The following is a 13785-nucleotide window of genomic DNA, read 5'->3' as shown; positions in this document are numbered from 1 at the left end:
CTTTCGTCCTTCAGGATCGTGTCCGATGGCGTGGCGGGGTTCCGCCGGGCGGTCCCGGAGTACCGGGAGCAGCGCCCCTTGGTGCACGGACGACGACATCGCCGACCGCGTACCGCGAAAGGGCCGGTCGCGGTACGACACCCCGTTCGGTGCGCTCGGCGAGCCCCAGCGCCTCCAGTTTCACCAGAGCCTGTTCCACGAGCACCGGCTCGGCACCCGGCTCCCTGGCCGACTTGGACCAGAAGCCACCGTGTTCCACGGCGAGTCCACGCACGTGCGAGGCCAGCTCCGCCGGCGTGACGGGCCGATCGGCCCGCGCCAGGTGCTGGGCGAGCAGCAGGGTGACGTGTCCGTGCGTGCCCTGCTCCGGCATCCGTACGTCCGTGAGGTCGTCCAAGGGGTCGACCATGGCGATGCCCTCGGCACGCACCTCGGCCACCAGCCCGGTCAGTTCGCCGATCCGCGCGGTGATGAAGCCGCGCTGCCGGGTGAGGTAGGCCAGTTCGTCGTCGGTCAGGTCGTCGTAGTAGAGCACCGGATCGTCGAGAAGACGACGGGTGAGCTTCCAGCGGATCGCGCGGAACCTCAGCTCGTCGCTGTCGAGAGCGGTCTGCGCCGTCATCTCCACCAGGCGTTCCTCGAAGTCCTCGGATTCGACGAGGGAGGGGCCGCGCAGGGTGGCCGGCATCCCGGCCAGCACGCGCCGCCGTACGTCGTACAGCACGTCTCCCGATCCGCTGACGTAAGCCTCCTCCTCGCCCGCCACCCTCCGCAGCACTCCCACCCGCAGCAGCAGTCGTACGACGGCCGCCAGGTCGAGGCGTTCGTCGCGCCGCTCCAGGGTGAAGGTGATTCCGGCGGCGACGAGTTCGGGGTCGGCGGCGGCGAGCACGACGTGTTCGGCGAGCCGGCCGAGCGCCACCTGCGCCTCACCCCGCTCCAGCGCGGCCAGCGTGAGGCAGAGCAGAACGTAGCGGCGGCGGGTGAAGGGCAGGGCGGCCCTGGCGGCCTCGCGGGCGGGATGCGTGGCCTCGGTGAGCGTGCCGGGTGTCTTGCGCAACCGCGCCGCGTCGGCGTCGGTGCGCAGCGCCCAGCCGACGTTGCGCTCGAACCACCCGCGCAGTTCGGCGGCGTGTCTGCGCACCAGCCGGAACTCGTCGGCGTGCGGCCCGTCGGCGGTGAGCAGCGGCTCCTTGAGCAGGGCCCGCGCGGCCCGCTGGAGTTCGGCCTCGCGCTGCCCGTCGAGGATCTCGGCGAGGGGCCCGGTCACCGCTCCACCGCCTCAGTGCCCGCGGCCGAGGCGAGCGCGGGAGCGACGGGCGGACCGAACCGGACCTCCTCCGTGAGGTCGATGATGTCGATCAGATGGTCGGGCCCGCTGAACACCCCCTCGGGGGTACGCACCTCGGCGGTCGAACCGTCGTCGAGAGCGGTCAGCCGGATCTCCATCGAGCCGTCCCCGCTGGTCGCCACGGTGGTCGTCATCCCCGGCCGCCAGGTGGCGAGCGCATCACCGAGCAGCCCCAGGAACAACCGGAAGGCGGCCGGATCGAGATCCCCCAGCCTGGACAACCGCACCGGCCCGCCCGTCGCCAGCCGTTCCCGCGCCTCCCGGACCTCCCCCGCCTGCCGGGCGGCGATCTCGGCGAGCCTGCGCTTCGCCTCGCCGCGGTCGGCCACCCGACGAGGCTTGCCACGCCGCTCATAGCTTCCGGTGCGGCGCAGCTGAGGACTGATGCGCAGGGGACGCGCCTCGCCCCACGGCGTCGAGGCGGGCTCCGGCGCGGCCGTCCGCTCGGCGAGGGTGTCGGCATCCACGGTGAGATGCCGGGACGAGTACAGCCCGAACGCCACCCGCCACAGCCGGTGCCGCGCGGCATCGTCCGGCGCCTGGGCGAACCAGCGCGCCAGTGTACGGAAGTCGGCCGACCGGTCCGAACGCCCGGCCCGCCGCTCGTTCAACTGCCGCACGACGGCGAGAAGCTGCGGAATCGCCCCGAGCGCCCGTCCCCGCAGCAGCCGGGCCTGCGACTCCCGCCCCTCCTCCGACACGAACCACTGCGCGAGCCCGGACCACCGTCCGGCCCACCTCTCGTACGCCGCGGCCTCGGCGTGCTCGGCCTCCTCAGGAGCGGCGTCGGCGGCCTCCCGTCCGGCGGCGAGCCGCAGCAGCGGCCCCACCCGGCCCTGATCCTCCAGCTCCCCGATCAGCAGCGCGATGCGTCCACCCAGGGTGATCAGATCCTGGATGAACCGCTCCAGGTACTGGATCAGCCGGTCCTTGTACGCGAGGAACACCTCGACCTCGATGTCGTGCAGGTCGATGGTGCGCTGGAGCGACCCCATGAAGGCACGGGCGTTGTCCGCGAGGTCGGTGAAGCGCGCGGTCAGCACGGACAGCGCGACGTACGCCTTCGCCGGGTCGGGCTCGTCCTCCGCCGCGATCACCAGCAGCGCCCTCAACTGCGTGACGATGTCGTGCAGCGCGACGGCCTGGAGCTCCCCGCGCCGTCCCAGCACCTCGTCGTACGTGCCGAGCGCCACCTCGGCGGCCTCACCGGCCCGGGTGAGCTGATAGATGAACCGCCGCCGGTAGAAGTCCTCGACGGCGGTCACCCGGGCGTGGTCGGGGTCGGCGCGCAGATTCCCCCAGCCGACGAGACTGTCCAGCGCCTTCGCGACCGCCTCGACATCGGCCGGCCGCGACGTGGCGTCCAGGGCCGCGTACACGTCCTCGGGCCGCAGATGCACGGCGAACCGCTCCTTGGCGACGAGGAACGTCCGCATCACCTGCCGGTAGAGGGCGGCATTGGGGGCGGTGAGGTGGGCGAAGGGGGTGTAGTGGGCCGGGGCTGGGACGACGGTCGAGGACGTCGGGGAAATGTGAGAGGTCGAAGAGGAGGTCATCGTCATTCCATTGTTCCGGACTCGCACCCACCGTCTGGGCCTGATGTCCGATCCTCAAGGATTGAGGTCATTGGCCCCCGCCGCCGTACACGGCGGGGATTCATGGCGTCGAACGCGCGGAAACCGTGGTTCAGCGCCTCGTCACTCCCAGCGGCCTCAGGAACCGGCTGGGATCGCCGTACCAGGAGATCGTGAGCGCGTCCCGTGCTCTGGTCGCGGCGACGAACAGCAGGGAGCGGATCCCGCGCCTGCCGAGCCGCGCCACCACCTCGTCGGCCTTCTCGTTCGTCGGCACGCAGACCGCGACGTTTCCCCCTCCGTGATGTCGTCCGCACTCAGGCACAGGCCCCCCGGCCGGCTCACTGGAGCGCGTGCTGATGGTAGATGGCGCTTCGGTTCAGGCCAGCAGCTCGTCCAGGGTGTTCTCGACTTCGTCGAAAAAACCCTCGGGCCACTGGTCGAGCGGCCCGTCGCGGTCGATACGGGGGCTGGTCACCTCGCTGCCCGTGGGACCGCCCCGGAAGTAAGTTGGGCGCGAGGTCGATCATCCTCTCCCGCAGCCGGGAGAGGAGCAGGTCGACCGTGGTCGCCTGGGTCTCGATCTTGATGCTCTCGGGCCGGAAGGGAGCGGAGATCTCGTCGGGGTCACTCGCGCCCCTATCGCCCTCCACGCCTTCCTCGTCGGCGGGCTGCTCCAGCTCCACACCGGTGGGCAGCCCGTCGCCACCGACTTCCACGGGACCGTGCAGGGAGGGAAGAGTCCGGGATGGAGCAGGTCGACGTCCTCCGGCGGGAACTGGTAGCGCCGGAATCCGACATCCCGCCCGCGCGACCCGGTCGCCCGCCCGCCGCCGCTGTCCTCAAGCCCTGCCATGACTCCCCGTCGCCTCCGCCGGCCCGCCGCTGACGACCTCGGTCCAGCCAAGGCCGTCATCCAGCCTATAGACGGCGGGCACCCACGTCAGCGCGGCAGATCCAGATCGGCAGGTCCAGTTCCGCACGGACCGTCTTGCCGACGGGCAGCCGGTCGAGGACGGCCCACCGGTCGGCCAGCGCCTCCACGAGCAGCAGCCCCCGGCCGCCGACCGTCCCGGCCTCCGGGGAGGCGAGGTCGCCCGGCCCGGCGGGACGGTACTCGCCGCGCGAATCCGACACGTCGATCCGCAGCGTGCGGCCGTCGAGCCCAAGCCCCATCTCGAAGTCACGTCCGGGGACGCGGCCGTGGGTGACGGCGTTGGCGGCCAGCTCGGCGACGATGAGCGCGGCGACGTCCGAGACGTCGCAGCCGTACGGGACACCCCAGTCGTGCAGCCGGTGCACGGCGAGGTGGCGGGCCAGGTGGGCGCCACGCGGGGTGGAGCTGAAGCGCTGCGTGAACATACGTACGGTGACCGGCATGTGCCGGGCGGGACTTGGCGTCATGATCTCAAACTCCCCGGCGCCGAGCGCCGCGCGCCAGGTCATCGACTAGCACTCTGGGTGAGAGTACGAGTACGGCAGGTGGACAGGGGCGGCTACGGACCGTAACCATGACCGGGGCGGACGGGGTTGGCGGGGCAGACGCACGGGAGGTGTCCTCGCATGGCGGACGGTACGGGTGTTACGGGCTGCACGGGCGGGTCGTCGGGCGGCGGTGAGCCGGAGGTGTCGGACAGCCTCAGGACGTTCGGCGAGGTCTTCAAGGCCTTCCGCAGACGGGCGGGCCTGACCCAGGAGGAGTTCGCGGACCTGGTCCCGTACTCGGTCCAGACGGTAGCCAAGATCGAACAGGGCCGCCGCTTCCCGCAACCAGATTTCGTGGAGCGGGCGGAGGAAACACTGGACGCGTTCGGAACGCTGCGGGGTGCGGCGCGGCATCTGTCGCGGCAGCCGGGGTTGGCCAGTTGGTTCCGGCAGTGGGCTCGGTTCGAGGCTGAGGCGGTGACTCTGTGGACGTACGAGTGCCGAGTCATTCCGGGCTTACTGCAGACGGAGGCGTACGCGCGGGCCGTGACCGTCAGCGTCCCGCCGGTCAAGGACGACGAACAGGTCGACCAGCAGGTGGTCGCGCGCGTGGAACGCCAGAGGCTCTTCCAGCGACGGCCGGCGATCACCTTCAGTTTCATCATCGAGCAGGCGCTGATCGAGCGCCGCACCGGTGGCCCTGAGGCGACACGAGCGCTGATCGACCATCTACTGGAGCGGGCCGGGCAGTTCAACATCGAGTTGCAGATGATGCCGCTGGTGCAGCCGGATCATGCCGGGTTCGACGGACCATTGCAGATGCTGGAGACGCCCGAGAACAAGTGGTACGGGTACGCCGAAGGACAGCGCGGCGGTCTGCTGGTCACGGACCCCAAAGAGGTCAGCATCATGCTCCAGCGCTATGCGAGACTGCGCTCACAGGCCCTCACTCCCGAGGACTCCAAGGGCCTGTTGAAGCGAATGCGAGGAGCGCTATGAGCACGTCCGAACTGGCCTGGTTCAAGAGCAGCTACAGCGGCTCCGACGGTGACAGTTGTGTCGAGGTGGCGATGTCCGGGGCGGCAGCGGAGGCAACCGAGACGGTCCACGTACGGGACTCGAAGCTGCGGCGGAGCCCGCAGCTCGCCGTCACCTCCGCGACTTGGCGGCACTTCATCTCGTACGCGCAGCGGGACTGATGCCGCCGCATCCGTGAGTGCCCCGCTTGGAGGGTCCAGGCGGGGCGCTTCTGTTACACCCACTTCTCCTACTGTGCCTTGCTCAACCGCTCCGCAAAGACGGCGTGCGCGGCCCGCATCTCCTTCTCACACTTTGTAGAAGGGGCGGTGTAGCCCGCTGAGGGTTGGGGTGTTCGCCGTTGCTGTCCGGGAAGCGGGGTGGCGGGTTTCGCGAGTGGCGCCGCTCGTGAAACCCGCTGCGTGTCAGAAGCGGGCGTCGCTCGCGTACGCCGCCCGCAGCGCCTCGGCGATCCGCAGCGGGGCGGAGAGCCGGACACCCGGCCGGGCGGAGCGGATGGCACGGAGGAAGCGGCCTCGCTTCCGTCGGAAGGCACGTCACCCTCCGAGGCCCCGCCCCTGTCCCCCGCCCCGGCTCCCCGGGCTGCTCCCCTGGAGGTGCCTCCCTCGGCGGTGGAACCTCGTCGTCCTCACGCACGGCGACATCCACCACGGCCGGGATGAAACCGGGCCGCGTCTCCTGAACCCCCGGAAGCCTGGGCGGCAGCGGCGGCTCGGGCAGGGCGACCTCAGGAGTGAGCGCCGCCAGCCGGCGCTTGGCCCGTACGGCGGTCAGCCCCTGCCCCGCAATGACGCGCACGAGCCGCTCGGTGACCTGGGGCAGCGCCGGACGGTCGGCGGGATCCAGGGCGAGCATCGCGGAGAGCAGCGATTCCAGCTCGGGGCGGCAGGCCGCTCAGGTCCGGTGGGACGGACGAATCCTCGATCCGGCGGGCGATCGCCTGCCAGCTCGGGCCGGTGTACGGATAGTGGCCGGTGGCCGCGTACAGCAGGACGGCGCCCACAGCGTAGACATCGGCCGCCCGCCCGAGGTGCTGCCCACCCTGGGTCTGCTCCGGCGGCATACACAGCACGGAGCCCACCACCACACCGGTAGCGGTCAGCGTCGAGCGGTGCTCGGCCAGCACCGCGAGTCCGAAGTCGATCAGCTTGGGGCCGGACGGGGCGAGCAGGATGTTCTGCGGCTGGAGATCGCGGTGCAGCAGCAATCCCGCTCGTGTACGGTGCCGAGTCCTTCGGCGAGCAGCGCCCCGGGACTGGCCGTCTCGACGAGCGGCAGCGGGCCGCGCTCGGCAACATGGGCCTGGAGGTCGGGGCCGTGGACGAACTCGACGGCCAGCCAGGGACGCTCCGCGTGGGCGTCCGCGGCAACGAAGGACGCGATGAACGGCCCGTGCACCGTTTTGAGGCTGTGGCACGCCAGCCCCGCTAACGGATGCTTTGCAACAGATTCCCCGTGGCGGTGACCGTCCAGAACGACCAGCCGTTGCGGTTCGGGTTCACTTGTGGGTTGAGGGCTCGCACCACGGCCACTGCCGCCCCGCTGGGCGACTCGTACTCGCCCCGGCCTGGGCCGGCGGGGATTGTCACGATGCGGGACGAGGGATCGTAGTAGGCGTGGGTGCGTCTGCCCTCGTAGGTCGCGTGGATCTCGACGCCCTGTTCCGTGCGGAGATCTTGGACCTCTGCTCCGACGAGCGTGGGTGCGGCCCGGTCTTCGGCGATCACGGCCTCGTCGGCAGGCAGCTCATCGGTGTCCTGGTGGGCGGCCTGCCCCGCGTATGCGGGAAGGCCCAGCAGTTCGTTGAGGACATTGGCCAGCAGGCCTCTGCGCGCGGCCAGGAAGTCGGGGAACCGGTCGACCGAACGCAACTCCGGATCGCGGGGGATCCACTGTTCGTCCAGACGCTCGCGAGCGACGCCCGGCATGTACTCGTCGGGCAACCGGGACGAGATCATCTTGTTCGTCTGACCGGTAATGAAAGCCAGGTTGGCCAGACTGTTCCACTCCTCCTTGGCATAGGCCGCCTGGACCCGGGCGCGCGGGAACACATGGTGGAATTCAATCTTCGCGCCGGTGTTCATCGGCTGGTCATTGATGGCGATGTTGGTCGCCCAGTCTCGCGCCTGCGTCCGCAAAGCGGCGATGTAGAGCAGCCTGAAGAAGGGGTGCGTGGAGTACTTCTGCTCCATGTCCCTGGGGTGAAGAGGGCTGTCCGCGGAGCGGGGGCCGGAGGCGCGGCGGATGAGTTCGACGAACAGATCCTCACCGCCACGCGCTCGGATCAGCCTTGCCTCCGCATCCAGCTTGCCTTCCACCTGCAACGAGTAGTGGCTGAAGGCCATCGCCGTATAGACCCATCGACGCAGCAACTGGGCCTCGCCCGGACGTAGTTTGCCCGCCCTGTCGTGCAACAGGAGTGCGGGCACGATGGTGAGGTTGGGGGAGGAGAGGATCTCGGAGCGGGGAATCGAGCACTCTCCCCGCAAGAAGTCGATGGCGAGGCGCAACGCCGTCTCGGTGGCCTGCCAGGCGTCCTTCAGCGCGGCTTCGTCCACCTCCCCGCCGATGAGCTTGATGTGGTGTGCGCCAGTACCCGCGAGCAGGCTCATGAGACGCAGGACAGCCTCTCTGTTCAGCGGGAAGTTGCTGTCCTGCAGTTCCTGGTGGAACGCGTCCATGGTCTCCAGACCGTCGGACCACCGAGCCGCGATGGCGCTGTACACGAGATCGCCCTTGGACAGTCGCCGGCCGCCTTTGTTCAGCCGGGCGAAGAGTTCGGCGACCTCTTCGTAGTCATCGGACTCGTAGGTGATGACGGCGATCTGGTGATGCCGGATGTTGTTCACCTTTTGCAGCCGGTGCGTCCACGCGGCGAAGTCGGGGTCCGTGAGCGGCACTCCGGCGTCGACCAGGACTTGGTAGAACTGCACGCTCTCCTGCAACAGCACCGAGACGGGGAACAGCAGCGGATCCTTGCGCTGAATGGCGCTCGGATTGACGAACTCCTCGGTACGCACGTCGAAGCGCAGATCGATGAGACGACCGTCGGCCTTCGACTCGGGTCTGTACACCCACGCGAGGGACGTCAGCCGCTGCTGGCCGTCGAGCAAATAGAGGGGCTGGTGCTGCGACTTGGCGGTCTGAACGACGGCAGCGGTCTTGAAGGGAACGGTCAGGTTGGTCTTCCACAGCAGCAGGGCACCGACCGGATAACCCCGGTAGAGCGAGTCGAAGAGGTCACGGACATCGGGCCGCATCCACACGAAGTCCCGCTGGATGGAAGGGATGACGACCCCGCCGGCAGCAGGTTCTCCACCTGAGAAATGATCTTGTCGTTCGCCAGCCCCATGATGTTCCCCCACCTAGCACGCGTCTGACGGGACACAATATCGACTGCCAGTGACACGCATCAGAGGGACTGCAAGGAGGCGCTTCGGCCACTTCGAACAGCCGTCGCAACTCATCTCGCGAGGAAGCCGGCTCAGCCATTGACCCGGTTGCTGCGGACGGCGACACAGTCTGGCAGCGCACCTGCGCTCGCGGCAGCGGCTGACGCGGGCGCAGAGATCGGCAGCGGCCAAAGCCTGCCCCTGTGCGTCGATGCGGCTCGCCGGCCCACCGTCGCCAGGGGGACGAGCCAGCAGCAACGAGGAGAGCCTGACCGCCCCCGTGGAGGAGCTGCTGCACAGGATGGCCGCACGCATGGGCATCACACTGATCGCGCATGGCCAGAACAGGATCGCCGAGCCTCACGTGCGACCGGGCTTCGCCATGCCGCGTGGCGTCAGCGCGCGGGGTGGTGCGGTCCGTCTGCCAAGGCAGACAGGCACACTCTTTGCAGGCTTCGGACCGCCGTTACCACTTCGGGGCGACAAACAGCACTGCGCCGACGGAACATCCTGGTCGCGGGTCCCGGAGGCCCCGGCCCGAGACCAAGCTCACGGCACGAGGGCATCGAGATCGATGTCGAGGGCGAACGGGACAGAGACTTTCAGCCTGCCTCGATGGATGCCGGTAGGCACATAGGAACTCGTCATGGCATCGAGTTCGTAGGTGTGAACGGTGGGCGCTCTGGCCTCGTCCTCGATGCGCCAGAAGTGCGTGATCGCGGCCTTGGCGTACTTGAAGGGTTTCATGGACCGGTCACGGTCCGCAGACTCCTCCGAGACGACCTCGACGACAAGGGCGATCTCCTCGGGCGCGTACCAGGTGCGGTCAGGATCGTATGCGGCGGTGGAGACCAGGATGTCGGGCTCGGGCCGGCTCTTCCGGTCGAGGCGGACCGTCATCTCACGCTCAGCCTCGAAGCCCGCGGGAGCTGCCTGCCGCAGGGCGAAGGTGAGGTTTTCCACGAGCCGGGAGTGCCACGACCGCTGCGGCGACATCATGAAGATTAGGGCTCCGTCGATGAGTTCGGTGTGCCGCGGCGCTTGAGGAAGGTGGTCGAGGTCGTCCGCCTCCCAGCCACTCGGCCTGGGTGGGATCATCCAGTCGGGAAGTTCGGCGGTCACGGCTTCCTCCACACGCCTTCAGTAGATGGTCAGGGGGCCTTTGATCCTGGAATGCGGACACGGGCCACGCGTCGGTCGACAGCCTATTTGATGCCGCCGCACGGTGAGCAGAACCTGAACTGTCCACCTCTTCAGTGGTACGGGCCTACACGAACGTTCCCTGCCTCAAAGCCGCCTGGTACGTACGCGTCCGGATGAGCCGTGCGGTCAGGCTGCACAAGAGCCCTGCGCCGCCATCGTCTGGTCCGCGAACAGCACGCGTCACAGGGCAGCCATGTCCGACCAGGGGTGTGGCGTGGCGTCCAGATGGCGCGCCTTACGTGCCTACGCGCCTCTGTGCGCCCTGTTATGCACTCTTCTTGCGCCCCACGCTCCCCTCCTACGGTCATGTGGAACAGCGAGGGCCGGAATGAAGTCCGGCTCCGACAGGAGCAAGGTGCGGCAGATCGCCGCACCGACCTGGCGTCGGCCTGATCTGCCCACCTGGGGGGGTGGGGCGGTATGAGGGCCCGACGCAGCATCTATGGCAGCTTCGACCAGGCAGTGCAAGCCGCTGTGTCCACGTTCGGAGCGGAGGTCACGCCGAAGCTGAGAGGTAGCGGGTGGCAGGAGGACCAGCTCCGGGGACCGCTGGAGAACATGATCCGGTCCGTGTGCCGTGGCCTCGGTCTGGACGTCACCCTCATCGGCGAGGTGCCGCTCGTCGACATGGGAGCCCGCCCTGACTATGCGGTTGAGGTCAACGGCGCTCTCGTCGGTTATATCGAGCTCAAGAAGCCAGGCACTAAGGCCGACCCGTCCGTCTACACAGGCCATAACGCCGAACAGTGGGCGAAACTGCGGCTACTGAACAATGTACTGCTCTGTGACGGGAACGAGTTCTCTGTTCACCAGCAGGGCCAGCAGGTTGGCGAAGTAGCCTATATGCGCGGCTCGGTCCTCGCCTCTGGCGCGCGGCTCGCTCCCGCCGACGGGGCGCTTGCGCGGGTGCTGTACGACTTTCTGACCTGGGCGCCGCAGACACCCCGCACCACGAGTCAGCTCATCCGAGCAGTCGCTGATCTTTGCCAGCTTCTGTCGGAAGAGGTTGGCGAGGCGATAGCACAGGAAAAGAGCCGACGCCGTCCGCCAGCCTTCACAAAAGTAGCCAAGGACTGGCGGCACCTGCTGTTCCCGGAGGCGACCGACGCCGAGTTCGTCGAACAGTACGGTCAAGCCGTCGTGTTCGCCCTTTTGCTCGCTCGGGTGGAGGAGATCACCTTCGAGGGCGAGACCATGCACGGCATCGCCACGAAGTTGGGCAAGAAACATTCGCTGATGGGCCAGGCACTGGACGTCCTTGCCGGAGACTCGGTCGCTGAATTGTCCACAACACTCAACACACTGCTCCGCGTCATCGGCGCGGTCAGATGGGACGTGCTGGACGACGGAACGGGCGACGCCTATTTCCTGCTCTACGAGCACTTCCTTCATATCTACGATCCGGATCTGCGGATACGCACCGGTTCGTACTACACACCGCGTGGTGTCGTCTCGGCCATGGCCAGGTTGGTCGAGGACGTCCTGAGACGGGAGGGATTCCGTATTCCGTCCGGCTTCGCTTCTCCCGATGTGGTCCTCGTCGATCCGGCCATGGGCACAGGTACTTTTCTGCTGTCGGCACTGGAGCTCGCCGCCGAGACTATCGCCGAGGAAGAGGGCCCGGGCGCGGTGGGTCCACGCCTGCGAGAGATGGTGGGGCGTCGGCTGGTCGGTTTCGAGATGCAGGTCGGTCCATTCGCCGTCGCAGAACTGCGCATGCACGCCATGCTCAAGCAGTACGGGTCCGCGGCCCCCTCTCAGGGCCTCAGGCTGCTCGTGGCTGATGCTCTGGACAGCCCGACAGCCGAGTTCAATTGGATACCTCATACCTACCGGGCGCTCGCCGAATCCCGCCGCCAGGCTAACCAGGTCAAGCGGGACGAGCGTGTCATGGTCGTCATGGGCAACCCGCCTCATGACGCTGTGCGTCGTGGCGCCGGCAAGTGGGTGGAACGAGGGGAACCCGAGGCGGACATCCCCGCCCCGCTGGGGGTCTTCCGTCAGCCCGGTAATGGCAGGTACGAGTCGAAGATCGCCAACCTGTACGTCTATTTCTGGCGCTGGGCCACCTGGAAGGTCTTCGACGCGCACGACGACGCGCCCTTCGGTGTCGTCGCCCTGATCACGCCGAAGGCCTGGCTCAAGGGGCGGGCGTTCAACGGAATGCGGCGCTACCTGCGAGAAACCGCCGACGAGGGCTGGATCATCGACCTGTCGCCGGAGGGCCACCGCGCAGATGTCGCGACCCGTATCTTCCCCGAGGTCGCCCAGGAGCTGTGCATCGCGATCTTTGTGCGATGGCGGGACAGATCGAGGCCGCAGACAGACCGGCAGGCCGCACAGGTAAGACACCTCAAGGTCGGGGGTCGCAGAGACGAGAAAATCGAACGCCTGACGACCCTCAAGCTCAACGACCCTGAATGGCGCGTGTGTGCCACGGGCGAGACGGATGCCTTCCTGCCACCTGGCAGCGATTTGTGGGAGTCCTGCCCGCGGTTGAGAGACGTGATGCCTTGGTCGTCGCGTGGCGTCACTCCCGGGCGCATGTGGGTCTATGCACCGGACAAGGACACGCTCCACGAAAGGTGGCGGCGCTTTATCGCGGCGGACACCGAACGGCGTGCCGAGATGCTCGGATCCTCGGGCGAGCGAACGCCTGATGACAATGTTCCACCCCTGCCGGGGGTCGATTCTCATGGACGGACAACACTCACCACCGAGCACAGAGCAAACGTCCAAACAGTGCGCATCGGATTCCGTTCGTTCGACCGACAATATGTCCTGCCGGACAGTCGTTTGATGGAACGCGGCAGAGCGGACCTCTGGCGAGTCCGCAGCCACCGCCAGATCTACACCATCGAGCAGAACGCCCACCCGGTGGTCAACGGACCGGCACTGGTGTTCAGCTCCCTCATTCCCGACATGCACTACTTCAATAATCGCAGCGGTTGCGCCCGTCCTCTTTATCGCAACGCCACCGGTACGCTGCCCAATGTCACACCCGGTCTACTGAACCTGCTCGCCGAACGGCTCGGCATTCCGGTCGTCGCCGAGGACCTACTGGCCTACATCGCCGCGATCGCATCCCACCCGGAGTACACAGCTCGGTTCCAGGAAGACCTCGAAGTCCCGGGCACTCGGATACCCCTCACCAATGACCTCTGCCTGTGGGAGCGAGCGGTTGCCATCGGCCGGCGAGTCCTGTGGCTGCACACCTACGGCGAGCGGTACGCCGATGAGACGGCCGGGAGGCCGTACGGCAGGGTACTGCTTCCGCGCGACCGCCCCCGATGTGTTACGGAGATTCCGGACGACGCGGAAGCCATGCCGGAGAAGCTGGCGTACGACCCCGTGACACAGGACCTGTGGGTCGGCAGTGGACGGATCAGTCCGGTGCCTCGCGCGGTCCGGGAGTACGAAGTGTCCGGGATGAACGTTCTCGACAAGTGGTTCGGCTACCGCCGGAGGAATCCCGCCGGCAAGCGGCGCCTCGAACTGGACCATGAGTTCGCTCGGCGCTGGCTTCCCTCATGGACCACGGAACTGCTGGAGCTGCTGAATGTCCTCGGCCTGCTCGTGCGCGAGGAGCGGGCACAGGCCGACCTTTTGAACGAGGTGTGCGCGGGCCCACTGATCACGTTGACGGACTTGACCACAGCGGGCATCCTCCCCGTACCCACAGAGGCAACCAAGGCGCTGAAGGCGACATCGGACGCGGGCGACGCACTATTCGACCTGTGAACGAAGCAGAGGTACAGGTCGCACCCGTACCCCAGTTCGCTGGACACAACTGCTGAGCGGC

The 13785-nt window shown here is 67.8% G+C and carries 11 protein-coding genes and 1 pseudogene; 3 read left to right on the top strand and 9 right to left on the bottom strand.

Annotation, left to right across the window (positions count from 1 at the left end):
- Positions 1-10: 10 nt before the first annotated feature.
- From ACFV6E_RS08490 to ACFV6E_RS08470, 5 genes and pseudogenes are all read right to left on the bottom strand, one after another.
- Positions 11-1270 carry a TIGR02678 family protein gene (locus ACFV6E_RS08490; RefSeq protein WP_385460060.1) on the bottom strand — a complete coding sequence of 420 codons (1260 nt, stop codon included), beginning with the start codon at positions 1268-1270 and terminating at the stop codon, positions 11-13.
- Positions 1267-2907, bottom strand: coding sequence for a TIGR02677 family protein (locus ACFV6E_RS08485; protein WP_385460058.1), 1641 nt, complete (start codon positions 2905-2907; stop codon positions 1267-1269). The genes ACFV6E_RS08490 and ACFV6E_RS08485 overlap by 4 nt, the downstream gene beginning before the upstream one ends.
- A 130-nt stretch (positions 2908-3037) precedes the next feature.
- On the bottom strand, positions 3038-3202 hold the full coding sequence (locus ACFV6E_RS08480) for a hypothetical protein (protein ID WP_385159822.1): 165 nt from the start codon (positions 3200-3202) through the stop codon (positions 3038-3040).
- Between the two features lie 102 nt (positions 3203-3304).
- Positions 3305-3421 (bottom strand): annotated as a pseudogene (locus ACFV6E_RS08475) (DUF3696 domain-containing protein); the annotation flags it as partial.
- A 425-nt stretch (positions 3422-3846) separates the two neighbouring features.
- Positions 3847-4329 (bottom strand): ATP-binding protein, encoded by a 483-nt coding sequence (locus ACFV6E_RS08470; RefSeq protein ID WP_385460056.1) that lies wholly within the window; start codon positions 4327-4329, stop codon positions 3847-3849.
- Positions 4330-4488: 159 nt separating this feature from the next.
- Between ACFV6E_RS08470 and ACFV6E_RS08465 the strand changes: the two genes are divergently transcribed.
- Positions 4489-5349, top strand: coding sequence for a helix-turn-helix domain-containing protein (locus ACFV6E_RS08465; protein ID WP_385460055.1), 861 nt, complete (start codon positions 4489-4491; stop codon positions 5347-5349).
- Positions 5346-5549 carry a DUF397 domain-containing protein gene (locus ACFV6E_RS08460; protein ID WP_385159791.1) on the top strand — a complete coding sequence of 68 codons (204 nt, stop codon included), beginning with the start codon at positions 5346-5348 and terminating at the stop codon, positions 5547-5549. The genes ACFV6E_RS08465 and ACFV6E_RS08460 overlap by 4 nt, the downstream gene beginning before the upstream one ends.
- 566 nt (positions 5550-6115) lie before the next feature.
- On the opposite strand, the gene ACFV6E_RS08455 is transcribed toward ACFV6E_RS08460, so the two are convergent.
- From ACFV6E_RS08455 to ACFV6E_RS08440, 4 genes are all read right to left on the bottom strand, one after another.
- Complete coding sequence (locus tag ACFV6E_RS08455; RefSeq protein ID WP_385159789.1) at positions 6116-6595, bottom strand: protein kinase; 480 nt, start codon at positions 6593-6595, stop codon at positions 6116-6118.
- On the bottom strand, positions 6532-6786 hold the full coding sequence (locus tag ACFV6E_RS08450) for a hypothetical protein (RefSeq protein WP_385159787.1): 255 nt from the start codon (positions 6784-6786) through the stop codon (positions 6532-6534). Before ACFV6E_RS08450 ends, ACFV6E_RS08455 begins: the two co-directional genes overlap by 64 nt.
- Before the next feature lie 29 nt (positions 6787-6815).
- Complete coding sequence (locus ACFV6E_RS08445) at positions 6816-8648, bottom strand: DUF262 domain-containing protein (RefSeq protein WP_385460053.1); 1833 nt, start codon at positions 8646-8648, stop codon at positions 6816-6818.
- Positions 8649-9329: 681 nt separating this feature from the next.
- On the bottom strand, positions 9330-9878 hold the full coding sequence (locus ACFV6E_RS08440) for a Uma2 family endonuclease (RefSeq protein WP_385159816.1): 549 nt from the start codon (positions 9876-9878) through the stop codon (positions 9330-9332).
- A gap of 663 nt (positions 9879-10541) precedes the next feature.
- Here ACFV6E_RS08440 and ACFV6E_RS08435 point away from each other — a divergent pair.
- Positions 10542-13724 (top strand): type ISP restriction/modification enzyme, encoded by a 3183-nt coding sequence (locus tag ACFV6E_RS08435; protein ID WP_385460051.1) that lies wholly within the window; start codon positions 10542-10544, stop codon positions 13722-13724.
- The last annotated feature ends 61 nt before the right edge of the window (positions 13725-13785 follow it).

Source organism: Streptomyces sp. NPDC059785, from assembly GCF_042732375.1.
GTDB lineage: Bacteria > Actinomycetota > Actinomycetes > Streptomycetales > Streptomycetaceae > Streptomyces.
This window is presented reverse-complemented; position numbering and strand designations above follow the sequence as displayed.

Excerpts from the sequence above, each read along its gene's own strand:
- ACFV6E_RS08440 (WP_385159816.1), bottom strand. The coding sequence starts at position 9,878 with ATGATCCCACCCAGGCCGAGTGGCTGGGAGGCGGACGACCTCGACCAC.
- ACFV6E_RS08485 (WP_385460058.1), bottom strand. The coding sequence starts at position 2,907 with ATGACCTCCTCTTCGACCTCTCACATTTCCCCGACGTCCTCGACCGTC.
- ACFV6E_RS08445 (WP_385460053.1), bottom strand. The coding sequence starts at position 8,648 with ATGCGGCCCGATGTCCGTGACCTCTTCGACTCGCTCTACCGGGGTTAT.
- ACFV6E_RS08465 (WP_385460055.1), top strand. The coding sequence starts at position 4,489 with ATGGCGGACGGTACGGGTGTTACGGGCTGCACGGGCGGGTCGTCGGGC.
- ACFV6E_RS08470 (WP_385460056.1), bottom strand. The coding sequence starts at position 4,329 with ATGACGCCAAGTCCCGCCCGGCACATGCCGGTCACCGTACGTATGTTC.
- ACFV6E_RS08435 (WP_385460051.1), top strand. The coding sequence starts at position 10,542 with ATGATCCGGTCCGTGTGCCGTGGCCTCGGTCTGGACGTCACCCTCATC.
- ACFV6E_RS08460 (WP_385159791.1), top strand. The coding sequence starts at position 5,346 with ATGAGCACGTCCGAACTGGCCTGGTTCAAGAGCAGCTACAGCGGCTCC.